This window comes from Micromonospora olivasterospora (assembly GCF_007830265.1).
Classification (GTDB): Bacteria; Actinomycetota; Actinomycetes; order Mycobacteriales; family Micromonosporaceae; genus Micromonospora; species Micromonospora olivasterospora.
In genome coordinates, this window is the sequence record NZ_VLKE01000001.1 from 2,748,191 (window position 1) to 2,771,718 (window position 23,528).

Sequence of the window (23,528 nt, forward strand, 5' to 3'; positions counted from 1 at the left end):
GATCAGGCATGCTGTCCCTCGTACGTACGCATGCCTTCCAGTCGGGCCGCCGCCCGCTGAGCCCAGGGTCCCGCGCCGGCCTCGGCGCGGCCCTTGTTCTGCTCGCGATCGTCTCGGCGGTGGAGCTGGCGGACGGCCGCCCGGCGCACTACATCGCGCTGATGGTCGCCGCGCCGTTCCTCGCCGCCGCGCTCGCGTCCTGGCGTGTGGTGCTCGGCGTGGGGGCGGTCGCGACCGCGATCGGGTCCACGTTCGCCCTCACCGAGCCGAACACGTCTCTGGTCACCGCGGTCAACGTGGCGGGCATCGCGTTGGCCACCGGGATCGCCGCGGCCGTGGCGGCGGTGCGGCAGCGCCAGGCCGAGCGGATCGCCGAGCTGTCCAAGCTGGCGGCGGTGGCCCAGCAGGCGGTGCTGCGCCCGCTCGGCCCGCAGGTCGGCACCCTCATGGTGGCCGGACGGTACATCTCCTCCAGCACCACTGCCGAGATCGGCGGCGACCTGTACGAGGCCATCGACACCCCGTACGGGGTGCGAATAATCATCGGCGACGTACGCGGCAAGGGGCTGGACGCGGTCCGGCTGGCGAGCATCGTGCTGGGCTCGTACCGGCACGTGGCGTACGAGCGGGCCGACCTGCGGGCCGTGGTGGCGGACCTGGACCGGGCGGTGGCCCGCAACGTCGGTGACGAGGACTTCGTCACGGCCGCCCTGGTCGAGGAGCGGGGCGGGACGCTCACGATCGTCAACTGCGGCCACCCGCCGCCGCTGCTGCTGCGCCGGGGCGCGGTGATCCCGCTGGAACCGCCGGCCCCGGCCCCGCCGCTGGGCTTCATGCCGGTGGTCCGGCCCCGGGTGGAGCGCCTGGAGCCGGGCGACCGGTTGCTGCTGTTCACCGACGGCCTCGGCGAGGCGCGGCGGGACGGCGAGTTCTTCCCGACGGCCGACCGGGCGTGGCGGCTGCTCGGCCACGGCACGGTCGGCGACGGGCTGGCGTCGCTGGAGACCGCCCTGGTCGAGTGGGTGCACGGCCGGCTCGACGACGACATCGCGCTGGTCCTGATGGAGTACGCGGGCCCGGTGAGCGACGCGACCGCCCCCGTGCCGAGCTGGGAGGTCGGCGCCGCCGAGGGGTAGGCGCGACGGCCGGCGGGCTGCCTGACGCCGGGTCGGACGCGGCTTCCCGCTCAACTTTCTGCCGGGCGTCCGGGCAGGTCGGTCGGCAAGCCTCGACGGGCCGTCCCGGCAGGTGTAATCGCCGTCACTTCCGTGAGTGGCTTGTCGCTTCCTACCGACGAGTAATACAGTCGGGGTTACTGATCGGTAACACGTGTCCGGAAGCGGGGCCTGCGAGCATGACCCACTACAAGAGCAACCTTCGGGACCTCGAGTTCAACCTGTTCGAGGTCTTCGGGGCGGACCGGACGTTCGGCCAGGAGCCGTACGCGGATCTGGACGTCGACACCGCCCGCAGCTTCCTCTCCGAGGTCGACCGCCTGGCCCGCGAGGACCTGGCCGCCAGCTACACGGACAGCGACCGCAACCCGCCGGTCTTCGACCCGGCCACGCACACGGCGCCACTGCCGGAGTCGTTCGCGAAGTCGTACCGGGCGTTCATGGACTCCGAGTTCTGGCGGCTGGACCTCCCCGAGGCGTTGGGCGGCACCAACGCCCCGCGCGCCCTCTGGTGGTCGCTCGCCGAGCTGGTGCTCGGCGCGAACGCCCCGATCTGGATGTACGCCTCCGGCCCGTCCTTCGCGCACGTGCTGCACGTCGAGGGCACCGAGCGGCAGAAGAAGTGGGCCAAGCTCCTCGTCGACAAGCAGTGGGGCTCCACGATGGTGCTCACCGAGCCCGACGCCGGCTCCGATGTCGGGGCCGGCCGTACCCGCGCCATCCCGCAGCCGGACGGCTCGTGGCACATCGAGGGTGTGAAGCGCTTCATCACCTCGGGCGAGCACGACCTGTCCGACAACATCGTCCACTACGTGCTCGCCCGCCCGGTCGGCGTCGAGGGCGTGGGCGGCCCGGGCACCAAGGGCCTGTCGCTGTTCGTCGTGCCGAAGTACCACTTCGACGAGGAGACCGGCGAGCTGGGCGAGCGCAACGGCGTCTTCGCCACCAACGTCGAGCACAAGATGGGCCTGAAGGTCTCCAACACCTGCGAGATGACCTTCGGCGAGCACGGCGTGCCGGCGAAGGGCTGGCTGCTGGGCGAGAAGCACGACGGCATCCGGCAGATGTTCATGATCATCGAGTACGCCCGGATGATGGTCGGCACGAAGGCCATCGCCACCCTCTCCACCGGCTACCTGAACGCGCTGGAGTACGCCAGGAACCGGGTGCAGGGCGCGGACCTGGCCCGGTCGGCCGACAAGGCGGCCCCCCGGGTCACCATCACCCAGCACCCCGACGTGCGGCGCTCGCTGATGCTGCAGAAGTCGTACGCCGAGGGGTTGCGTGCCCTGGTCTGCTACACGGCGTCCTGGCAGGACAAGGTGGCCATCGCCGAGACGGCGGGCGACGAGAAGGCCACGAAGCTGGCCAAGCGGGTCAACGACCTGCTGCTGCCGCTGGTCAAGGGCGTCGGCTCGGAGCGGGCGTACGAGCTGCTCGGACACGAGTCGCTGCAGACCTTCGGCGGCTCCGGCTTCCTCCAGGACTACCCGGTGGAGCAGTACGTCCGGGACTCCAAGATCGACACTCTGTACGAGGGCACCACCGCGATTCAGAGCCTCGACCTGATCTTCCGGAAGGTCGTCCGGGACAACGGCAAGGCCCTGATGACGGTCGCCGGGGAGATCCAGGAGTTCATCACCTCCGAGGGCGGCAACGGCCAGCTCAAGGAGGAGCGGCAGGCGCTCGGCAAGGCGCTCGCCGAGGTGCAGGACATCCTCGGCGTGCTGACCGGCTGGCTGGGCGAGGCGCAGGGCGGCGAAGCCCGCGCGCTGTACAAGGTCGGCCTGGGCAGCCGGCGGTTCCTGCTGGCGGTCGGCGACCTGGTCGTCGGCTGGCTGCTCCAGCGGCAGGCCGACGTCGCGCTGCGCGCCCTGGCCGGCGAGGTCTCCACCGCCGACAAGGCGTTCTACACCGGTAAGGTCGCCGCCGCGAGGTTCTTCGCGCGCGAGGTGCTGCCCCGCATCGGCGCCGACCGGCGGATCATCGCCAACGCCGACCTGGACCTCATGGATCTTCCGGTGGAGGCGTTCTGAGCCGCTGAAAAGCCAGCTCAACGACACCGGCGGCCGGCGGGCGGACAGCTCGCCGGCCGCCGGTGTCCGGCCTTTCCGTCGCGTCGCCCACGTGCCGGTCCGCGTGGCCTGTCCGCTATTGCGGACGCCGTCCCGGGTAGTTGCCGGCCCCGGCGGGTAACCGTGGCCCGGACGTAAGTGAACGCCCAGAGCCACCGCACGGGGGAGTGCAGCGCACATGGGCATTGGTAGCGGAATCTTCCTCATCGCCATCGGCGCGATCCTGACCTTCGCCATCCGGGCCAACGTCTGGTGGATCGACCTACGCGCGGTCGGCTGGGTGTTCATCCTGGCCGGGCTGGCCGTGCTGCTCACCACGCTCTGGTTCTGGCAGGACCGGCGCAAGCGGGCGCGCACCCTGATCGTCGAGGAGAACCGGCTGTCGCATCCGACCGCGATGATGCCGCCGCCGCCCGACCCGCCGCCGCCCACGGCGCCGCCGTCCTGATCCACCCCGAGACGCAGGGGCCCCGGTCGCACCGGGGCCCCTGCCGGCTCTGCGACGGCCGGCGGACGAGCCGGGCGGCGGGTGCCGACAGGGCTGCCTACTCGCGCCTCAGCCGCGGGCGGTGTGGCGGGCGGTGATGGCGGCGTTGTCCAGCTCCGCCCAGGGCTGCCGCGTCCGGTGCACGACCACGTCCGTGGTACGCAGGCCCTCCTCGTCGGCGCGCACGGGGTCCAGCAGGGCGGAGAGCAGCGAGATCCCCGGGTTGTGCGCGATCAGCAGCACCGTCGCCGCCTGCGTCGGCAGCGACCGGACCAGCGTCAGCAGGTCCCCGGGGCGTGCCTCGTACACGGCCGCCTCGTAGCGCACCACCGGTGCGGATCCGGCGGGCCCGGCCTCGTCCGGCGAGCCGGTCATGCCCAGCGCCACCCCGTGCCACGTCTCCCGCGTACGCCGCGCGGTCGAGCAGAGCACCAGGTCGGGTAGCAGGGCGTGCCGGGCCAGCCAGGCGCCGGCCGCCGCGGCGTCGGCCCGCCCCCGCGCGGTCAGGGCCCGGTCGGCGTCCGGGGCGTCCCCCGGCGGCTCCGCCTTCGCGTGCCGCACCAGCAGCAGCGTCCGTTCCGTGCCTCCGGGGTCCGTCATGGCACCAGCTTGCCCGATTGACGATCACGCCGCCTGGGTATGTCGATGCGTGCCGCAACCTCATCCATGGCCGCGGCGGGTAGAAGCGCCAGCTGATAGCCAAGGAGGCGACAAGATGGGCATCGGTGCCAGCATCTTCCTCATCGCGGTGGGTGCGATCTTCGCGTTCGCCGTGCAGGCTGACCTGGGGTGGCTGGACGTCAGCGTCGTCGGCTGGGTGCTGATGCTCGCCGGTGTCGTGGGCCTGCTCACCACCCTCTACTTCTGGAACAACCGGCGGCGCACGGTGGTCGCCACGCCGGTGCGCGAGGACCGCGTGGTCGCCGACCGGGTCGTGCCGGTGCAGGACGACCGCGTCGTGGAGGAGTACCGCGAGGTGCGGCGCCCGCGCCGCACGGTCTGACTCCCCAGCCGAGACTGCGGGGGCCCGCGAGGGGGCGGGCCCCCGCACACGCGTCCGGGTCGGCGGCCCGGCGCCCGGGTGCCGGGCCGCCGCTCAGGCGAAGAGGGCGAAGTAGATCGCGATGTGGTGGCAGATCGCCGCCAGCAGCGTGCAGGCGTGGAAGAACTCGTGGTGGCCGAAGACCGTGGGCCACGGGTTGGGCCGGCGCAGCGCGTAGAAGACCGCCCCCACGGTGTAGACGGCGCCGCCGACCGCGAGCAGTACCAGCGCCGTCACCCCGCCCTCCCGCAGGATCTGCGGGAGCATCGCCACGGAGACCCAGCCGAGCGCCAGGTACAGCGGGGCGGAGACCCAGCGTGGGGCGTGCGGCCAGACCATCTTCAGCGCGACGCCGGCCAGCGCGCCGCCCCAGACCACGGCCAGCATGACCGTTGCGTGCCCGGCGTCCAGCAGCAGGAGGCAGAACGGGGTGTACGTGCCGGCGATGAACACGAAGATCATCGAGTGGTCCATCCGGCGCATCACCTGGTATCCGCGCTCCGACCACACCCGACGGTGGTAGAGCGCGCTGGTGCCGAAGAGCCCGCAGACGGTGAGGCTGTAGACCAGGCAGCTCACGAGGGGGGCCCAGCCGGGGCGGGTGGCCGCGATCGAGCAGAGCACGATGCCGCAGACGAGCGCGACGAAGAACGCGTACGTGTGCAGCCAGCCGCGCATCCGGGGCTTACCGATGTCGACCGGCCTGAGTCGAGGCGGTGCGGAGGTCGTCACGCACTCAGGTTACGACACCGTAGGTTACTTGCAAGTAGTGACATGCGTCGCCGTCCCGGAGGCCCCTGGCCCGGCCGCCGATCGGGGATCATGGCGGGATGCGGATGCGGCCCGTCGGCAGGAACGGCCTGCTGCTCGACTGCGACGACCCCGACCAGGTGGAGGCGTGGCGCGCCGAGCTGTGGCGCCGCCGGGCGGCCGGCGAACTGATCGCCGTCGACATCGTCCCGGCGGCCCGTACCGTGCTGCTCGACGGCGTCCCCGACCCGGACCGGACGGCCGCGCTCGTCGCCGGCTGGACCCCACGCCCGGCCGACCCCGCCGCGCCCACCGCCGAGGTCGAGGTTCCCGTCACGTACGACGGGGAGGACCTGCCGCTCGTCGCCGGCCACTGGGGCGTGGACGTGCCCGAGGTGATCACCCGCCTCACCGCCACGCGGTTCCGGGTCGCCTTCTGCGGCTTCGCACCCGGGTTCGCGTACCTCACCGGACTGCCGCCCGAGTGGGCGGTGCCCCGGCTGGCCACGCCCCGGCCCCGGGTGCCGGCCGGCTCGGTCGCCCTGGCCGGCGAGTACGCGGGCATCTACCCCGGCGCCTCGCCGGGCGGCTGGCTGCTCGTCGGGCGGACCGCGCTGACCCTGTTCGACGTACGCGCCGACCCGCCGGCCCGGCTCACCCCCGGCACCCGCGTCCGGCTGGTGTCCGCGTGACCCTCGCCGGCCGGCTGGAGGTGCTCCGCGCCGGGGCGCTCACCACCGTCCAGGACCAGGGCCGGCCCGGCTGGGCACAGCTGGGCGTACCCCGGTCGGGAGCCCTCGACCCGGCGGCCCTGCGGCTGGCCAACCGCCTGGTCGGCAACCCGGAGGCCGCCGCCGGCCTGGAGATCACCCTGACCGGCTGCGTGCTGCGGCTCACCCGGGCCGGCACGGTCGCCGTCACCGGCGCGCAGGCGGACGTGCGGATCGGCGAACGGCCCGGCGACGTGGGCCGCCCCCTCGCCGTGCCGGCCGGTACGGTGCTGCGGATCGGCCCCGCCCGGCGCGGGCTGCGCAACTGGCTCGCGGTGGCCGGCGGGATCGCCGTCGAGCCGGTGCTCGACAGCCGGTCCACCGACACCCTCTCCGGCCTCGGCCCGCCCCCGCTGTCCGACGGCGACACCCTGCCGCTCGGCACCCCGTCCGGCGACCCCGCGCCGGTCGACTTCACCGTCGGGCGGCCCGCCGCGGCGGAACTGCGGTTGGCGCTGCGCCCCGGCCCCCGGCACGACTGGTTCACCCCGGCCGCGCTGGATCTGCTGCTCTCCACCCCGTACACGGTGAGCCCGGTGGGCAACCGGGTCGGCGCGCGACTGACCGGCGCGCCGCTGCACCGCGCGGTGCCCGGGGAACTGCCCAGCGAGGGACTGGTGCTCGGTGCTGTGCAGGTGCCGGCGGACGGTCAGCCCCTGGTCTTCCTCGCCGACCACCCGACCACGGGCGGCTACCCCGTCGTCGGGGTGGTGGACGACGTGACCCCGCTCGCGCAGGCGCGGCCAGGCACTACGGTCAGGTTCCATGGACCTGAACGCTGACCTCGGCGAGGGATTCGGCATCTGGCGCCTCGGCGACGACGAGGCACTGCTCGACGTCGTGACCTCGGCGAACGTCGCCTGCGGCTTCCACGGCGGCGACCCGTCCACCATGCGCCGGGTGTGCGCCGCCGCCGCCGAGCGGGGCGTCGCGATCGGCGCGCAGGTCGGCTACCGCGACCTCGCCGGCTTCGGCCGCCGCCACATCGAGTACGGCTTCACCGAGCTGCGGGACGAGGTGACGTACCAGATCGGCGCGCTCGACGCCTTCTGCCGGATCTTCGGCACCCGGGTCCGCTACCTCAAGCCGCACGGCGCGCTGTACCACGCGGCGGCCGTGGACCAGGCCCAGGCCGCCGCGCTGGTCGCCGCGGTCAACGACTACGACCGCGAGCTGCCGGTGCTCTGCGCGCCCGGCTCGGTCCTCGCCCAGCTCGCCGCCGGCGCGGGCGTACAGGTCGTCGCCGAGGGCTTCGCCGACCGGGGCTACCTGCCGAACGGGTCGCTGGTGCCCCGCACCGCCCTCGGGGCGCTGGTCACCGACCCGGACCAGGTGGCCGAGCGGGCCGTCCGGATGGCCACCGAACAGACGGTGGTGGCCGTGGACGGCACCGTCATCCCCTGCCCGGTCGACTCGATCTGCCTGCACGGGGACACACCCGGCGCGGTGGCCTCCGCCGCCATGGTGCGCGCCGCGCTGCTCGACACGGGAGTGCAGCTGACGCCGTTCGCGTGACCCGGCGCCGGCACGGGCCGGCCGGGCCGGGCGCGGTGGCGGTCAGGCGTCCAGGCCGCGCAGGACCAGCGGAAGCCGCGCGACGGCCCCCTCGACCACCCGGACCGGTACGCCCCAGTCCTGCCGGGTGAGGTGGCAGGCGGCGTGCTCGACGTCGGCGTCGCACGTCGCCGCCTGCGCGGTCACCTGGAGCACCCCGCTCGGCACCGCGCCGTTGAGCACCAGCCGCCGGGACAACTCCGTGCCGGTACCGGCCCCCTCCAGCAGCAGCTCCGGCGGGGACGCGGAGACCACCAGCCGGGTCGACGGCCCGAACGTGTCGTCCAGCTGCTGCCCCGGGGCCGGAGTGAAGACCACGTCCAGCGTGACCTCGCCGGCCGCCACGTCGGTCGGCTTCCGCTCCGTACGGTGCCGGGGGCCGTCCACCGTGCTCGCCCCGGCGGCCGTCAGCGCGCCCGGGGCCAGCCGGGTCAGCCGGTGCGCCGCCGACTCCACCACCAGCACCCCGCCGTCGGCGGTGAGTACCAGGTCGCTCGGCTCGGCCAGCCCGTCGGCGACCGTGCCGACGAGGCCCGTCCCGGGGTCGTAGCGGCGGACGGCGCCGTTGTACGTGTCGGCGATCAGCACCGAGCCGTCCGGCAGCGCGCAGACGCCCAGCGGATGCTGCAGCAGCGCCGTGCCGGCCGGGCCGTCGACGTGGCCGAAGTCGAACAGCCCCTGCCCGACGGCCGTGCCCATGACGCCGTTCTCGACGTACCGGATCGCGCTGGTCTCGCTGTCGGCGACCCAGAGCCGGCTGCCGTCCGCCGAGACGGACAGGCCGGACGGCTGGGCCATCCACGCCTCGGCCAGCGGGCCGTCGCGCAGTGCCTCGACCGTGGTGCCGGCGTACATGCCGGCGGTGCGCTTGATCGGGTCGAACCACCAGAGCTGGTGGATGCCGGCCATCGCGACGACCACCCGGTCGTCGTACCAGGCCAGGTCCCACGGGGAGGAGAGGTCGACCGAGAGGGCGTCGTGGGCGTGGTCGTCGACGGTGGACCGCCACTGCCGACCGGTGCCGGCCACGGTGACCACCTCGCCGGATCCCCGCCGTACGCCCCGCAGCAGGTGGTTGACGGTGTCCGCCACCACCAGGTCGTACCCGGCGATCTCCGCCACGTGCTCCGGGAGCAGGCACACCCCCTGCGGCTCCGAGAAGCCGGCCGTGCCGGCCGGGCCGTCGGCGCGACCCCGGCTGCCCGAGCCGATCCGGCGCAGCACCGTCTCGCCGTCGGGAGCCAGCTCGACCAGCGAGTGCCGGGCCGAGTCGGACACCAGCAGGTTGCCGTCGCGGAGCACGACGGCCTTGCCGGGGAAGCGCAGCGTGGTCTCCGGCTCGGCGGGCGGCACGTACGGGCCGTCGCCCCGGTGCAGGGTGCCCTTCGCCTCGTGGGTGGCGATCAGTTCGTCGATCAGCCGGGCCAGCCCCTCGGCGTGCCCCTCGCCCGCCATGGTGGCCACGACGTAACCCTCGGGGTCGATCACGGCCAGCGTCGGCCAGGCCCGGGCCGCGTACTGCTGCCACATGTCCAGCTCGGGGTCGTCGAGTACGGGGTGGTGCACGCCGTACCGCTCGACGGCGGCGGCGAGGGCGTCGGGGTCCTTCTCGTGCTCGAACTTCGGCGAGTGGACGCCGATCACGACCAGCACGTCGGCGTACTTCTCCTCGAGCGGGCGCAGCTCGTCGAGCACGTGCAGGCAGTTGATGCAGCAAAAGGTCCAGAAATCTAGGATCGTGCAACGACCTTTTAGCGACTCGATCGTCAGGGCCTTACCGCCGGTGTTCAGCCAAGCCCGGCCGCGAAGCTCGGGCGCACGCACGCGAGGAGACATAACCCCATCGTGCCGCACCATCGGCCCCCAGCCGGCCCGACGGGGCTGCGGGAGAGGCGTACGCGACACCGCCTCGCCGAAGGTCAGCACGGCGGACGCCGTCCGATACCGGCCGTCTTGCAGGCGGTAGACCTCTGGAGGGCCGACGGGGCGCGACAGGTCGCCGGTCGCAACTAGCGCGGTGTGGTCGCGGTTGCGGCGCGGCTCGCCGTGCTCGACGCGGCGAACGGTTACGGCCGTGAGGCCGGCTCGGATCACGACAGCCGGGTAGGCGTCGTCGCCGACGACGATCGTTGCGGCCGAGCCGATGGCCGGGTGATCGTCCACGCCAGCAAAGGGCGGGGTGACGGTCCGTCGGCGCACAGAGGAAGCAACGGTGACGGCGGAGGGCATATGGGACAACGTAGTCGGGGGCGCCGACAAGCGTGGGGCGGCGCACGTAGCCCCGTGTACGGCGCATAAAAGGGCCCGCCCCGGGACGTCTCCCGCGCAGGTGGGAGACGTGGCCGGGGACGGGCGTCGAAGAGGCCCTACGCGCGAGCGCGGGCCCAGGTAAGGAAGCGGTCCGTCAGGTCGCCGGGCGGGTCCGCCGGGGTCAGCTCGGACAGTTGCGCGGTTGCCTCTTCCCTCAGTGTCGCGAGGTAAATCAACAGGCCGTGCGGTCCTCGCGGTACTCGGCCAACAGCGACAGCCGCGCGGCGCCACACGGCCAGGTGTGCCCGCAGACGCGGCACAGCCAGATCGGGCGGACGGGTAGGTGAGGGCGGGCGGTACGGCTCATGACGCCCACCGTCCGCCGTTGCCGCGCCGCTCCTGTCCCAGCGTGCGCAGCTCGCCGGCCAGGCCCCACAGGACTTGCGTCGCGATGTCGTTCCGCGGCGGCGCGGGGCGCATCGACGCGTGCTCGGCTTTCGGCTTCGCCGCCCGGCGCTCCCGGCACGGCACACACGCGCAGTGCCGGCCCCGCCGGGACCTGTGGCGCCCTCCTCGGTGTGACATGGGACCCCCTCCGTCGAGTCTGGAAGAGGGGCCGCCCCGCGGTTTGCCGGTACCTGAGGGCGGCCCCTCGACGAACGCGACCGCCGGGTTTCGGGTCCTCCACCGGCCGCGCCGTCCTGGTTCCACCCTCTACCGTGATTGCTTGATGGCGGAAGGTGTCCGACCATGGTGGAGAGTCGTTGGCGGCCCGTCTTTGCCCTGGTGAGGGGCTGTGAGGGCCACGCCGACCCAAACTGAGGGAGGCTTGGGGAAGTGGGCATGACGGCCGCGGAGATCCTGCTAGACGAGCTACGCCACGCCCGAACCTCGCGGGGGCTGAGTCAAGATGAATTCGGGAGGCTCATCAACTACTCAGGCACGCACGTCAGCGCCGTTGAGACAGGCACCCGCCCGCCTACCGCGGACTACGTCGCGGCCATCGACCGGGCCCTTCAGACAGGCGGGATGTTCACTCGACTCCTCGACCGCCTGTCTGACCTCGACGCCGACCCGCCATGGTTGCGCGAGTGGATCACCTATGAGCAGCAAGCGCGGGCGCTGCGCTGGTATGAAGTCGCGTGGATACCCGGCTTGCTTCAGACCGAGGCGTATGCCCGCGCCGTGTTCGGCAGCGACGGGCGACTCAGTGTCGCCGAGGTTGAAACGCGGGTTGCGGCGCGGCTGACGCGACAGAAGATCCTCTCGGGCGACGACCCGCTGCAGCTCGTGGTGATAGTGGACGAAACCGCCCTGCGTCGCCCCGTCGGCGGCGCGGCAGTCATGCGGGAGCAGCTTTTCCACCTGGTGCACCTCAACCAGAGCAGCCGGCGCGTGAGAATCCACGTCGTTCCGCAAGAAGTCGGCGCGTACGCTGGACTTGACGGGCCGTTCGTGATTGCGACCCTGCCGGACCTGACCGACATCGGTTACCTGGACAACCGGCTTCAGGGCCAGATTGTCGAACGGGTCGCGGCGGTGTCAGCGCTGCGGGAGCAGTGGGAAGCCACTCTCGCCGAAGCGCTGACTCTGCAACAGTCCACCGACCTGATATTGGAGTTGGCGAAGTCATGGACCTGACCGGCGCACGTTGGCACAAGAGCACTCGCAGCGGCAGCAACCAGGGGGCCTGTGTGGAGGTCGCCGACAACCTCGCGGCTGCGGTCTACGTCCGCGATACGAAGGACAACGGCGCGGGGCCAGTGCTGGCCTTCCCCCGCGAGTCCTGGCGGACGTTCGTCGCCCAGGTCGCCGAGCGGCGCTGACCGCTGCCGACACCTCGAAGCGCCCGTCTCAACCGTGAGGCGGGCGCTTCGTCGTGGGCGGGACGTGGGCGGGGCTAGGCACGCTACGGGCGGCGGTTGGGGCGTGTTGCGGGCGACGGCTGGGCGTACGCCCGGCCCGCCGCGGGCGTGCGGGCGGCGGTGTGTGGAACTCACGGCGGAGATGGCGACCAGCGCAACCACCCACGGCCGCAAGCTCCGTACGGTCCTCCGGCCATCTCTGTCGAAGATCCCTGCCCGGAGGGCAAACAGTCCTTGCCCGTCTACGACAAAACCGCTCAGTCCTACTGAAGCGGCCGTCGCCCTCGCATCACTCCTGATGTGGGCGTGAAGGCTCACGAACCAACTCAGTCCATGTCCTCTTCGTCCTCATCTTCCTCCGTGCTCTCGTTCCCGGACATGCTCTCGTACCCGGAGTGGACCAGCGCGGAGAAGCTGGGGTACTCCGTCGTGTCGCCGTACTTCGGTGCGAACTCGTAGGCGGCCCACTCGCCGTCCGGCCCGACGTCGGTCGGATCGAGCAGCCAGAAATCCTCTCCCCGGGCGATTTCGATAGACCGGCGAAACAACTGAACAATGTCCTCGTTGCCGGGTGTCGAGTCGTAGATCTCGGTCACGCGCCTGCCGGCCTCGCTGTCCCGCATCCACACGACGCGGCCGCACGGATGGACACCGTCCACCCAGGCATCCAGGCGCGTCCACCCGTCGCTCGCCAGGAAGAATCCCCGCAGGCTCGGTGGGAACCGCACTCCGAGCCGCTCCTCGGATGCCACCAGAGCTTTCTCCCGAGCAGGGGCTTCACCCAACCACGGCTCAACCCGCTCCCCTCGATCCAGAGCCTCCAACTGATCGTCGTCCAGCAGGTCGACCAACTCTTCACCGTCGGCCCGGACCTTCACGTACAGCTCGCCGTATCGCTTCAGAAAGACACGCCACTCCTCCGGCGTGGTCAGAACAGCGGCAACTTTATTCTTTTCGGGATCAGTTGTCTGACTCACGCCGACCATGGTGCCAGGTGGCTATGCCAATGCCGATGGCTGCCGACCGTACCGCGTGCGAGGGCCAGCACGTAGTTGCTGCCTCTGATGCGGGCGTGGCATTTGACGACACCGCCGAGCGTGCGCCCGCAGACTACCGAGCGGTAGACGTTGGCCGGGCTGGCCTGGACGCGGGCGCGCTGGCCAATTGTCGATGCCGGCCGCGGCTTGGATCACCAGACCCGTACGACGGGGGCGGGGCCACGGTGATCCGTGGCCCCGCCCTCACGCGTCGCGTTACTTGCCCGCCGGCTTGAGGCAGAGCACCCGGTCCGCCCCGCTGCCGGGAAGGACGACGTACGGCTGGCCGGGGTCGGCGCACTTGTCCTTGTTGGCGACCCGGGAGACCACCGTGAACGAGCCCGCCTCGCCGCAGGTCGCCGCCGCCGCGGTGTCGCCCGAACGCTTGACGCACGAGCCGACGGCCGGGTTGAAGCCGGCCGGCTTCTCGTCACCGCCGACCTTGCCGAGCAGGAACAGCAGGCCCAGCGGCACGGCGAGGATCAGTACGGCAGCCAGCAGCACCACCGCCAGCACCCGGCCGTTGCGGACCTTCGGCGTCGGCGCCTCGGTCTTCGGCTCGCCGGCCTCCGGCTTGAACGCGTCGAACCGGTTCTGCTCCGGCTCCGCGCCCCAGGCCGGGGCCGCCTGGGGCGGGCCGGAGTGGTGCGGCCCGCCGGGCGGGTACCCGCCGTGGTCCGGCTCACCGAACGGGTTCGGGCCCGGGGCGGGCACCGCGCCGTGCACGGCCGTTCCGCCGCCGGCCGACGGACCGGGGCCACCGAAGTGCTCACCCGGATGCTCGGAACCGCCGTGCGGGCGGGTTCCGTTCATCGGCCGGTTGCTGGGCACCGGGTCCGCGAACGACGGCACGCCGGGCGGGAAGGCGGGCGGGGCCACCCCCGGCCCGTCACCGAAGCCGTGCTGCTGCCCCGGCCCGTCACCGAAGCCGTGCTGCTCCCCGAAGCCCTGCTGCTCCCCGAAGCCGTGCTGCTGCGGCTCGTCGAACCGCTGCGGTCCACGGTCGTCGAACCGCCCCTGGCTGCCCGGGTCGTCGAAACGTCCCGCGCCCGGGTCGTCGTACCGCCCGGGCGTGCCGGCGTCGTCGTAGCGGCCCGGCGCGGCCGGGTCTTCGTACCGCGGCGGGGGCGGGTTGTGGTCCGCGTGGAACCCGTGCTCCTCCACCTGCGCCGGCTCGTCGACCGATTCCGGGCGGGCGGGGCGGCCGTACACCCGGGGCTGGGGCGTGGGCGTGCCGCCCGGGTGGACGGGCTGGTCGGCCGGGGGCATCACCCGGCTGGCCATCGGCACGGAGGCGCTCGCCGAGACGCTCCCGGCGCCGCCGGCGGGCACCTCACCGCCCGATACGGGTACGGCGGCCCGGGCGGCCGCGCCGGACTCCGCCGAGACCCGCGGAGTGGGCACGACCGGACCGGCGGGCGGCTGGGGTTCCTCCGTCCGGCCCCACCCGGCGTCGACGCCGGTCGACTCCGGGCCCGGCTGCTCCGAGCGCGCCGGCGGCTCGCCGGACGGGGTGAACTGGGCCGGCGGCAGGTAGTCGGCCGGCGGGGCGCCGGCCAGGCTGGCGCCCGGTACGCGCTGCTCCTGCGGCGGCAGCGGCACGGCGTTGGCCGGCGAGATGCCGGGTGCCGGGGCCGGCTGGTACAACGGCCGGTCCTCCGGCTGCCCGGGCTCCCAGCCGCCGGCCTGCTGCGGCGCGGCGGGTTCGGCCTCGGTGCGCCCCCACGCCTCACCCGGCGCCCAGGGCTCGACGTCCGGCACGGCGGGCCGTTCCGCGGACCACGGCTGCTGGCTTCCCGGGGCGCCCCAGGCCGGTGGCCCGTCCACGCCGGCGGTCGCGGTGGTCCGGGCCGGCGGCACGGAGGTCGGCTCCGCCGACGCCCAGTCGGGCTTATCCGGGCGGGTGTCCTGCGGCGGCGGCACGGGGGCGCCGCCCCACGCGCCGGTCGGGCCCGGCTCGTCCGCGGCGGGCCAGGCGCTCGTCGTGGGCTGGCCGCCGCCCTGCCCCGCAGGCCAGCCGCCGGAGCGGGCGGGGTCGTCCTGGTTGTTCCAGGCATCCTGGGGCAAGCTGGCCGGGGCGGGGACGCGGGCTGCGCCGCGGACGGCGGGCTCGGCCTGGCCCCACGCGGGCGGAGGCTGCTCGGCCACTCCGGTCCAGGCCGGCGCCGGCTGTTCGGGCTGGGCGGCGCCCCAGGCCGGCTGGGCGGCACCGTTCGCCGCGGGCTGGGCGGTGCCCCAGGCGGGGCCGCCCTGCTCGCCCGGCGCCCACGCCGGCTGGTCGGACTGTGCCCAGGCGGGTTGTGCCGCGGCGGTCGGCTGCGGCCCCCAGGCCCCGGGCTCACCGGGCTGTGGGCCCGGCGTCTGGGCGGCGCCCCAGGCCTGGGTCGGCGGCTGGTCGTTCTGCGGCGGGGCGGCGCCCCAGGCCGCCGTCGGCGGCTGATTCTGCTGTGCCGCCCAGGCTGGCGCGGGCGGGCTCGGCCGGGCGGCGGGCGGCGGGGGCGCCCAGCCCAGATCCGGGTTGGCGACGCCGTACGGCGCCGGTGCGCCGGTGCCCGGCGACACCTCGTCCGGCTGCTGGCCGGGGTGGTGCGGGCCCTCGGACGTCATCGGTGCGCCTCCTCCATGACATGTCGGCCGCCGATGCCGACCGGGTGCGTCGGCGAAGCCGGCGGTACCGGCCGTGCGGGCTCCCCGCACCGTATCCGGTGGCCTCCCGTGGCATCCGGGGAGCACCGGTCGTCACTCCGCGTGGCCGAACGGTGTCGAACAGCTTCTATCGAGCGCGACGGTCCGGATGGGCGGTTGACGACCGAGTCCCCACCGTACCGGGCGCTGTCGTGGTGCGGAATCCCGGTGTCAACCAGTCCGAAACGCCGATGACCCGCCCGGGGTCCACCGGGCGGGTCATCGGACTGGAGGAGGTGAGGAAAGTTTGTGTGGGTCAGCTCATGTGACGCTGGGCGATGGCGAGAAGCTCCTCGCGGACCGCGGGCGAGTTGGCGGAACGCAGCGCGTGCTCGATGGCACGGGCGCGGCGGTTGGCGTCGCGGCGGTTGCGGATTCGCTCGATCATGCTCATCTGGGTCTCTCCTCCTGGCTATTCGGTTGTCGGCCCCGGATGTCTCTATTGAAGCGCATGGCGCCGCGGACTTCCATCGATTATTAGGTGAGCTGAGACACCTGCCTAAGGATCGTAGGCCGTGGAGGCTGCAAGCCGAATTTTTATTCGCCAAATGGACACGGCCGGTGTGCCGGGTGTTCACCCGTGGCACACCGGCCGGTGGCTGGTGGCAGAGACCGTCAGGTCCAGGCCAGCAGTGCCGCCTCCGGGTCGGTCAGGAAGTCCCCGATGTCGCGCAGGAACTTCGAGCCCAGCTCACCGTCGATGATCCGGTGGTCGAAGGAGAGGCCCAGCGTGGTGACCTGGCGCGGGCGGACCTTGCCCTTGTGTACCCAGGGCTGCTCGCGTACCGCACCGAAGGCCAGGATCGCCGACTCGCCCGGAGGCAGGATCGGCGTGCCCGTGTCCACCCCGAACACCCCGACGTTGGTGATCGTCAGGGTGCCGCCGGACATGTCGGCCGGCGAGGTGCGGCCGGCCTTCGCCGTCTGCACCAGGTCGGTCATCGCGTCCGCCAGCTCGCGCAGCGAGAGCCGGCCGGCGTCCTTGATGTTCGGCACGATCAGACCACGCTCGGTGGCCGCCGCGATGCCCAGGTTGACGTACTCCTTCACGACGATCTCGTCGCCGGCCCAGGTCGAGTTGACCATCGGGTGGCGCCTGACCGCCAGCAGCACCGCCTTGGCGACCAGCAGCAGCGGCGAGATCCGGACGTCGCGCCACTCGCGCCGGCCGCGGAGCCGGTCCAGGGCCTTCATCGCCCGGGTCACGTCGACCGTCAGGAACTCCGTCACGTGCGGGGCGGTGAACGCCGAGCGGGACATGTTCTCGGCCGTGAGCTTGCGTACCCCCTTGACCGGGATGCGCCGCTCGCGGTCCGCGCCGAAGCTCGCCGCGGCGGTGGTCGGGGCCGCGGCCGTCAGCGGCTCCGCCGCCGTCGTGGCGGCGCTCGCCGCCCGCTGGACGTCCTCCCGGGTGATCGAGCCCTGCGGGCCCGAGCCGGTCAGCGCGGCCAGGTCGACGCCGAGGTCCTTCGCGAGCTTGCGCACCGGCGGCTTGGCCAGCACCAGCCCGCCGGTTCGGCCGCCGCCGTTCATCGCCGGGGCGGGCGGCGCCGGCGACGCGGGAGCGACCGGAGCCTCCGCTGCCGGCGCCGGCGCCGCCGTGGCCTGGGTCGGGACGCTGCCCTTGCGGGGCCGCCGCTTCGCCGCGGTGGTACGCGGGCCGTAGCCGACCAGCACGGCGGTCCGCCCGCCCGGGGCGGCGCCACCGATCAGACCCGGCTCGACCATGCCCTCGCTCGGAGCCACCTCGACCGCGGCCAGCGAGGCCGCCGACGGGGTGGGCAGCGCGGCGGCCGGGGCGGCGGTGGTCGACGCCTCGATCGGCCCGGCGCCGGGGTCGGTGTCGATCGCGATGATCGGGGTGCCGACCTCGACCGTGCTTCCCTGCGGGTGGAAGATCGCGTGCACCTGGCCGGCCCACTTCGCCGGGATCTCGACGGCGGCCTTCGCCGTCTCCACCTCGACGATGGGCTGGTTCAGCTCGATGACGTCGCCCACCTTCACCAGCCAGGCGAGGATCTCGCCCTCGGTCAGGCCCTCGCCCAGGTCGGGGAGGTTGAACTCCTTGATCCGCGACATTGCGCTCACCAGCCGAAGGTGCGGTCGACGCCGTCGAGCACCCGGTCGAGGTCGGGCAGATACTCCTCCTCCACCCGGGAGGCCGGGTAGGGAATGTCGAAGCCGGTCACCCGCAGCACGGGAGACTCCAGGGAGTAGAAGCACTCCTCGGTGATCCGGGCCGCGATCTCCGCGCCGAGGCCGAGGTTGCTGGGGGCCTCGTGGACGACCACGCAGCGGCCGGTGCGCCGCACCGACTCGTACACGGCCGTCAGGTCCAGCGGGGAGAGCGTGCGCAGGTCGACGACCTCCAGCTCCCGGCCGTCCTCGGCCGCGGCGGTCGCCGCGTCCAGGCAGGTCCGCACCATCGGCCCGTACGCCAGCAGGGTGGCGTCGGTGCCGGGCCGCACGACGCGGGCCGCGTGCAGCGGGTACGCCTCGGACAGCGGGCCGTCCAGCTCGACCGGCCCCTTCTCCCAGTAGCGCCGCTTCGGCTCCAGGAAGACGATCGGGTCGTCCGAGGCGATCGCCTGCTGGATCATCCAGTACGCGTCCTGCGGGTTGCCGCAGCTCACCACCTTCAGGCCGGCCGTGTGCGCGAAGTACGCCTCGGGCGACTCGGAGTGGTGCTCCACCGCGCCGATGCCGCCGCCGTACGGGATGCGGATGACCATCGGGATGTCGAGCATGCCCCGCGAGCGGTAGTGCATCTTCGCCACCTGCGACACGATCTGGTTGTACGCGGGGTACACGAAGCCGTCGAACTGGATCTCGCAGACCGGTCGGAAGCCGCGGATGGCCAGGCCGACCGCGGTGCCGATGATGCCGGACTCGGCCAACGGTGTGTCGATCACCCGCCGGTCGCCGAAGTCCTTCTGGAGCCCGTCGGTGATCCGGAAGACGCCGCCGAGCTTGCCGACGTCCTCGCCCATGATGACGACCTTCGGGTCGTTCTCCAGGGCCCGGCGCAGGCCGGTGTTGAGAGCCTTGCCGAGGGTGAGCGTCTCCGTGGCCATCAGTGGGCGCTCCCCTCGAACGAAGCCAGGTAGGCGGCGAACTGCTCGCGCTGCTGGTCGAGCTCGGGCGAGCCGTTGGGGTAGACGTGGTCGAACATCGTCAGCGGCTCGGGGTCGGGCATGGCCAGCACCCGCTCGCGCAGCTCCACCGACTCGGTGCGGGCCTGCTCGTCGACCTCGGCGAAGAACGACTCGTCGACGATCTGCTGCTTGGTCAGGAACGCCCTCATCCGGGCGATCGGGTCCTTGGCCTGCCAGGACTCGACCTCACTGGCGATCCGGTAGCGGGTCGGGTCGTCCGAGGTGGTGTGGGCGCCCATCCGGTACGTGTACGCCTCGATCAGGCTCGGGCCCTGGCCGTGCCGCGCGTTGTCCAGCGCGTGCCGGGTCACCGCGTACGAGGCGAGCACGTCGTTGCCGTCCACCCGTACGCCGGGGAAGCCGAAACCGCCGGCCCGTCGGTAGAGCGGGACGCGGGTCTGCCGCTCCAGCGGCTCCGAGATGGCGTACTGGTTGTTCTGGCAGAAGAACACCAGGGGAGCGTTGAAGACGCTGGCCCAGACGAAGGACTCGTTCACGTCGCCCTGGCTGGTGGCGCCGTCGCCGAAGTACGCGATCACCGCTTCGCCCTCGTCGCCGCCGGTCTTGCCGTCCATCGCGACGCCCATGGCGTACCCGGTCGCGTGCAGGGTCTGCGCCCCGATCACGATCGTGTACATGTTGAACTTGAACTCGTTCGGGTCCCAGCCGCCCTGGTCGACGCCGCGGAACAGGCCGAGCGGCATGATCGGGTCGATGCCCCGGCAGTAGAGGACGCCGTGCTCCCGGTAGGTCGGGAAGGCCATGTCCTGCGGGCGCAGCGCACGGCCGGAACCGACCTGCGCGGCCTCCTGGCCCAGCAGGCTGGCCCACAGGCCGAGCTCGCCCTGCCGCTGCAACGCGGTGGCCTCGGCGTCGAGCTTGCGGACCAGCACGAGGTCGCGGTACAGCCCGCGGTACTCGTCGTCGGTGAAGTCGACGCGGTACTCCGTCCCGTCGGGGCCGAACGCGCTCTCGATGCGCTCGCCCTCGGGTGTGAGCAGCTGTACGAGCTCCGGGTCACCGGTGCCCGCGGTGGCCTTTGGCTTGGAGCGGGGTGCAGCCCGCCGGCCGCGGGTGGTGACCCCGGGGTCGCCCTTTGCCATCCGTCTCTCCCTGTCGTTTATGCGTCGGCGCCGGGGGTGACCCGTCCGCGCAAGTGGTGGGCCCGCCCGGCCGGGTGCCGGGCGGTTCCTGGCAGCCGCGCCTAGCCCCGGTCGGGGTTGCCGCGCGGCGTGAGCCGGGCTCGGGGGAACCCGGTTCGGGAGCGCCGGCGCTCAGCCGTGCCTGCCGCCGGGGGTGCGCGGAGGTCGCGGCTGCGTTGCCGTCGTGGTCCATATTCGCAGAGGAGGTGAGTCGGCCCACAGTACGCCCGGCCTGCTCACCGGCCGCTGTCAGCTTGGCGGCAGTTCGGAGGTGTTTGTCATATCCCGACACTCGACCTCCAGGGGTGGCGGACAAAATGTGTGTCGACACGCTGTGGCACCTGGTGAACTGAGCGTGACTAGGCCAAGCTGTTTCTGGTCCGGCGAGCGGTTTAGTTGCTTATGTCCGTTTAAGGCTGACTTTGTCAGGCTGCGGTGCCGAGCGGTCAGCGGCCGCCCGCCGGCTGTCGACTGCCAGTGCTCGGCTGTCGGCGGTGGCGGCGGCTGTCAGCGCTCGGCTTCCTGGGCTGTCGGCGCTGTCGGCGCTGTCGGCGGTGGCGGCCGGTGGCGGCGGTGGCGGCGGTGGCGGCCGGTGGCGGCGGTGGCGGCGGCTGTCGGTGCTCGGCCGGCGGCCGAACGAGGAGGAGGGCGCGTGTCCGAGCCAGGTGAGGGTCCTGCCGTTCCGTTCATCGGCCGGCACCGGGCCGCCGGCGGCTACCGCCGGATCGTCGGCGCGCACCGGGCCGCCGGCCCCGGCCCGGGCCGGGGGTACCTCCTCACGGTCGCCCTGCTCGCCGGGACCGCCTCCATGCCGATCCTCGCCGCGATCAGCGCCGGGTCGGCCACCGTCGGCAGCAGCGCTTTGCCGGACAGCGGTACCCCGTTCATCCCGACGCCCTCGGTGGGCCCGGTGGTCGTTCCGTTGCCGGCGACCGGCCAGCCCGCGCCGGCCGCCGCACCCGCCGGGTGGCGGGTCACCACCGTCCCGGCCGGCCCGCACCCCCCGCCGGCCCGCGAGCCGGCCCCTCCCGAGCGCCCCCTTCCGGACGCCGCACGTCCCACTCCGCCCCACACCACCCGGCCGGCGGAGCCGCCGCCGACCCGCCCGCCGCGCCCGACTCCGCCCCCGTCCCCGCCGCCGTCGCCCACCGACCGGCCGACACCAGACCCGTCGCCCACGGCCGACCCGACGAGGAGCCCGTGTCTCCAACTCCCGTTGCCGCTGCCGCTGCCGCTGCCGCTGCCGCTGCCGCTCCGGTCGCCGCTCGGCGTCGGCCTGCCCATGCTCCGGGACTGACCAGGCCGGACGGGTCTCTGGCAGAGATCTTGGACGGTTTCGGCCTTTCCAGAGCCGAAACCGTCCAAGATCTGCGCCGGTGCATAGGCTGTGTCGGTGAGCGAGACGCCGACCGGGGGTCGACGAGGAGCCGTCGTCGCGCCACCCGGGTCCGGTCTGCGGGCCGCCCGGCTGGTCACCGAGCTGACCGCGCCAGCCGTGCTGGTGGCCGTGCTGGCGGTGCTGGTCGGCTGGCACGGCAGCCGGGGCACCGCGCACGGGCTGGCCTGGGGGCTGCTCGTCACCGTCTTCGCCAGCGGCATCCCGTTCGCGTACATCGTCGGCGGCGTGCGGCGCGGCCGGCTCACCGACCATCACGTGGGCGTACGCGAGCAGCGCTGGCGTCCGCTGCTGTTCGGGCTGGCCTCGGTGGCGGCCGGCTGGGTCCTGCTCGCCGCGCTCGGCGCGCCCCGGCCGCTGCAGGCGCTGGTCGCCGCCGGGATGATCGGGCTGGTGGTGGCGGTGACGGTCAGCCACTGGTGGAAGATGTCCATCCACACGGCGGTGGCCACCGGGGCGGTGGTGGTCCTGGTGCTCACGTTCGGCGCGCCGCTGCTGGTCGTCGCCCCGCTGCCGGCGCTGGCGGGCTGGTCCCGGGTACGGCTGCGCGACCACACGGTGCCACAGGTGGTCGTCGGCGGGATCGTGGGCGGCCTGGTCGCCGGCCTGGTCTACCCCGCCCTCACCTGATCCGCCGTTGTAGCTGTCAGCCCCGCTCGGCATCCGGGCGTCCGCCCAGAGCGCCTCGAAGTGCTCCACGTACCGGTCGAAGGGGCCGCCCGCCTCGCGGCGGCGGAAGTGCAGTGTCACCGAGTCCTGGCCCAACACCCCGGCGGCCCGCACCCGCGCTTGACGAGCCGCCAGGGCTCGACGGTCAGGCGCCCTCGTCGGCGAGTCGGTGGCGGTTCGCCTCGATCCAGGCGTCCAGGGCGGCCGGGTCGTCCGGGTCCACCCCGTCGGCCATGAGCTGGGCGACCGCCGCCGTGGCCGGGCTGCGCCGCTCGCCGGTCGAGTAGAGCCGGGCAAACTCCGGGACCATCTCCTCGATCGCCGTGTCGGTCCGGGCCGACGCCGCCGCGGGCAGCCCCTTGCGGCGGGCCGCGTACGCCGCCCAGCCGCGCAGCACCCGGGGGAGCATGGCGGCGTCGTCCATGTCCAGCACCGCCCGCCGGTGGACCCAGTCCAGCAGGAACAGCTCCGCCACGGTGGGGCTCCAGCGCAGCGGGTCGGCGTCCGGGAAGCTCGCCGCGTGGTCCAGCAGCAGGCTGAGGCAGAAGTGCAGCGAGGCCAGCCCGGCGTCGTCGGACGGGTCCAGGGCGAACCGGGCCGCCTCGGGCGAGGCGAGGAAGGCGCGGACCAGCTCCGTCCGTTCGTCCCCGGACAGGGGCCGGGCGTCCCGGACGGTGCCGGGGGCGGGCAGGGGCAGCAGCGCCAGCCGGGCGCCGGCCAGGGCCCGGTCCGTGGCGAGCGACCCCTCGGCGGGCAGCTCGCCCAGGCCGTCGGTGATCGCCAGGTGCCGGCCGACCTCGCCGCGCATCCGCGCCGGGTCCTCCTCCCGGAACCAGGTCAGCTCGTCGGTCGCGACCAGCTCGCGTACCTGCCCGACGATCCGCTCGGCCGGCCCGCCGACGAAGACGTCCTTGGTGATGCCGATGTTGTGGTCCACCAGGGCCACCAGCGCGTGCTCCGGGCCGCCGGCCGCGTCGTCGTAGGCGAAGGTGGCCAGGTAGGAGGTCTGGTCGCCGTACACGTCGCCGTACGACCAGGTGCCCGTGAGGTGCACCCGGCCGAGCTGCTCCGACCAGGCCGGGGCCAGCGTGCCGGGGCGTACCCGGGCGGCCCCCTCCGCGTCCGGCACGAGGGCCGCGAAGACCGAGCGGATGGTCCGGGCCGCGGCGGTGCGGCGGCGGGAGGTGGCGGCCAGGAAGCCGGCGACGAACTCACGGACGGCGGCGTCGCGGTCGGTCTCCGCGACGGCGTAGACGCTGCCGAGCAGCGCCGCGCCGAGCATCTCGGCGTCGAGGGCGGTGTCGAGCCTGGTCACGTCGCGTGCGGCGTGCAGCACCGCGTCGTAGGGGGTCTGAGGCGTGGCCATGCATCGACCCTACGCCGCCGGAGGGGTCCAGGCAGCGAAGGCGAACGCGCCGCGCCACACACCTGGGTCGGGTGGCGGTGAGAAGGCCCCCTCGCTACCGGAAACGTCGG

The 23,528-nt window shown here is 73.4% G+C and carries 22 protein-coding genes; 11 read left to right on the forward strand and 11 right to left on the reverse strand.

Annotation, left to right across the window (positions count from 1 at the left end; translation table 11 throughout):
• Positions 1-8 precede the first annotated feature (8 nt).
• From JD77_RS12575 to JD77_RS12585, 3 genes are all read left to right on the forward strand, one after another.
• Positions 9-1,136, forward strand: coding sequence for a PP2C family protein-serine/threonine phosphatase (locus JD77_RS12575; protein ID WP_145774562.1), 1,128 nt, complete (start codon positions 9-11; stop codon positions 1,134-1,136).
• A 218-nt stretch (positions 1,137-1,354) separates the two neighbouring features.
• Entirely contained in the window at positions 1,355-3,211 is a 1,857-nt protein-coding gene (locus tag JD77_RS12580) for an acyl-CoA dehydrogenase (protein ID WP_145774564.1), read from the forward strand.
• Positions 3,212-3,428: 217 nt separating this feature from the next.
• Complete coding sequence (locus tag JD77_RS12585; RefSeq protein WP_088996804.1) at positions 3,429-3,698, forward strand: DUF6458 family protein; 270 nt, start codon at positions 3,429-3,431, stop codon at positions 3,696-3,698.
• Between the two features lie 108 nt (positions 3,699-3,806).
• On the opposite strand, the gene JD77_RS12590 is transcribed toward JD77_RS12585, so the two are convergent.
• On the reverse strand, positions 3,807-4,337 hold the full coding sequence (locus JD77_RS12590) for a SixA phosphatase family protein (RefSeq protein WP_145774566.1): 531 nt from the start codon (positions 4,335-4,337) through the stop codon (positions 3,807-3,809).
• Positions 4,338-4,452: 115 nt separating this feature from the next.
• Between JD77_RS12590 and JD77_RS12595 the strand changes: the two genes are divergently transcribed.
• Entirely contained in the window at positions 4,453-4,740 is a 288-nt protein-coding gene (locus JD77_RS12595; RefSeq protein ID WP_145774567.1) for a DUF6458 family protein, read from the forward strand.
• A 93-nt stretch (positions 4,741-4,833) separates the two neighbouring features.
• On the opposite strand, the gene trhA is transcribed toward JD77_RS12595, so the two are convergent.
• Positions 4,834-5,511 (reverse strand): PAQR family membrane homeostasis protein TrhA, encoded by a 678-nt coding sequence (trhA, locus tag JD77_RS12600; protein WP_145774568.1) that lies wholly within the window; start codon positions 5,509-5,511, stop codon positions 4,834-4,836.
• Between the two features lie 98 nt (positions 5,512-5,609).
• Between trhA and JD77_RS12605 the strand changes: the two genes are divergently transcribed.
• From JD77_RS12605 to JD77_RS12615, 3 genes are read left to right on the forward strand one after another with little or no spacing between them, the layout of a single operon-like run.
• Positions 5,610-6,221, forward strand: coding sequence for a 5-oxoprolinase subunit B family protein (locus tag JD77_RS12605; protein WP_145774569.1), 612 nt, complete (start codon positions 5,610-5,612; stop codon positions 6,219-6,221).
• Entirely contained in the window at positions 6,218-7,081 is an 864-nt protein-coding gene (locus JD77_RS12610; protein ID WP_145774570.1) for a 5-oxoprolinase subunit C family protein, read from the forward strand. The genes JD77_RS12605 and JD77_RS12610 overlap by 4 nt, the downstream gene beginning before the upstream one ends.
• The gene (locus JD77_RS12615) at positions 7,065-7,814 is read left to right on the forward strand and encodes a LamB/YcsF family protein (protein ID WP_145774571.1); all 750 of its coding nucleotides are present in this window, start codon (positions 7,065-7,067) and stop codon (positions 7,812-7,814) included. Before JD77_RS12610 ends, JD77_RS12615 begins: the two co-directional genes overlap by 17 nt.
• A gap of 42 nt (positions 7,815-7,856) precedes the next feature.
• Here the strand turns inward: JD77_RS12615 and JD77_RS12620 are convergent, their stop codons facing one another.
• Together JD77_RS12620 and JD77_RS35135 are read right to left on the reverse strand one after the other, a co-directional pair.
• Positions 7,857-9,689 (reverse strand): NHL domain-containing thioredoxin family protein, encoded by a 1,833-nt coding sequence (locus JD77_RS12620; protein ID WP_145777557.1) that lies wholly within the window; start codon positions 9,687-9,689, stop codon positions 7,857-7,859.
• 646 nt (positions 9,690-10,335) lie between these two features.
• Complete coding sequence (locus tag JD77_RS35135; protein ID WP_342799646.1) at positions 10,336-10,470, reverse strand: hypothetical protein; 135 nt, start codon at positions 10,468-10,470, stop codon at positions 10,336-10,338.
• A 476-nt stretch (positions 10,471-10,946) separates the two neighbouring features.
• On the opposite strand from JD77_RS35135, the gene JD77_RS12630 reads away from it, so the two are divergent.
• Entirely contained in the window at positions 10,947-11,744 is a 798-nt protein-coding gene (locus tag JD77_RS12630) for a helix-turn-helix domain-containing protein (protein ID WP_145774572.1), read from the forward strand.
• Positions 11,735-11,929, forward strand: coding sequence for a DUF397 domain-containing protein (locus JD77_RS12635; protein ID WP_145774573.1), 195 nt, complete (start codon positions 11,735-11,737; stop codon positions 11,927-11,929). The genes JD77_RS12630 and JD77_RS12635 overlap by 10 nt, the downstream gene beginning before the upstream one ends.
• Positions 11,930-12,294: 365 nt before the next feature.
• Here JD77_RS12635 and JD77_RS12640 read toward each other — a convergent pair whose 3' ends face one another.
• From JD77_RS12640 to pdhA, 6 genes are all read right to left on the reverse strand, one after another.
• Positions 12,295-12,945: an SMI1/KNR4 family protein gene (locus JD77_RS12640; protein WP_211372546.1), complete on the reverse strand. Its 651-nt coding sequence runs from the start codon at positions 12,943-12,945 to the stop codon at positions 12,295-12,297.
• A 276-nt stretch (positions 12,946-13,221) separates the two neighbouring features.
• Positions 13,222-15,612, reverse strand: coding sequence for an LppU/SCO3897 family protein (locus tag JD77_RS12645; protein WP_145774575.1), 2,391 nt, complete (start codon positions 15,610-15,612; stop codon positions 13,222-13,224).
• Between the two features lie 334 nt (positions 15,613-15,946).
• On the reverse strand, positions 15,947-16,084 hold the full coding sequence (locus JD77_RS32050) for a hypothetical protein (protein ID WP_165823299.1): 138 nt from the start codon (positions 16,082-16,084) through the stop codon (positions 15,947-15,949).
• A gap of 221 nt (positions 16,085-16,305) precedes the next feature.
• Entirely contained in the window at positions 16,306-17,769 is a 1,464-nt protein-coding gene (locus tag JD77_RS12650; RefSeq protein WP_145777558.1) for a dihydrolipoamide acetyltransferase family protein, read from the reverse strand.
• Positions 17,770-17,774: 5 nt separating this feature from the next.
• Positions 17,775-18,764, reverse strand: a complete 990-nt coding sequence (locus JD77_RS12655) for an alpha-ketoacid dehydrogenase subunit beta (RefSeq protein WP_145774576.1) — start codon at positions 18,762-18,764, stop codon at positions 17,775-17,777.
• Positions 18,764-19,948 carry a pyruvate dehydrogenase (acetyl-transferring) E1 component subunit alpha gene (pdhA, locus tag JD77_RS12660; protein ID WP_145774577.1) on the reverse strand — a complete coding sequence of 395 codons (1,185 nt, stop codon included), beginning with the start codon at positions 19,946-19,948 and terminating at the stop codon, positions 18,764-18,766. Before pdhA ends, JD77_RS12655 begins: the two co-directional genes overlap by 1 nt.
• 691 nt (positions 19,949-20,639) lie before the next feature.
• On the opposite strand from pdhA, the gene JD77_RS12665 reads away from it, so the two are divergent.
• Together JD77_RS12665 and JD77_RS12670 are read left to right on the forward strand one after the other, a co-directional pair.
• Positions 20,640-21,284, forward strand: coding sequence for a hypothetical protein (locus tag JD77_RS12665; RefSeq protein WP_145774578.1), 645 nt, complete (start codon positions 20,640-20,642; stop codon positions 21,282-21,284).
• 96 nt (positions 21,285-21,380) lie between these two features.
• Positions 21,381-22,013, forward strand: a complete 633-nt coding sequence (locus tag JD77_RS12670; RefSeq protein ID WP_387225766.1) for a phosphoesterase PA-phosphatase — start codon at positions 21,381-21,383, stop codon at positions 22,011-22,013.
• Between the two features lie 184 nt (positions 22,014-22,197).
• Here JD77_RS12670 and JD77_RS12675 read toward each other — a convergent pair whose 3' ends face one another.
• Positions 22,198-23,418, reverse strand: a complete 1,221-nt coding sequence (locus tag JD77_RS12675; RefSeq protein ID WP_145774579.1) for a hypothetical protein — start codon at positions 23,416-23,418, stop codon at positions 22,198-22,200.
• Positions 23,419-23,528 lie beyond the last annotated feature (110 nt).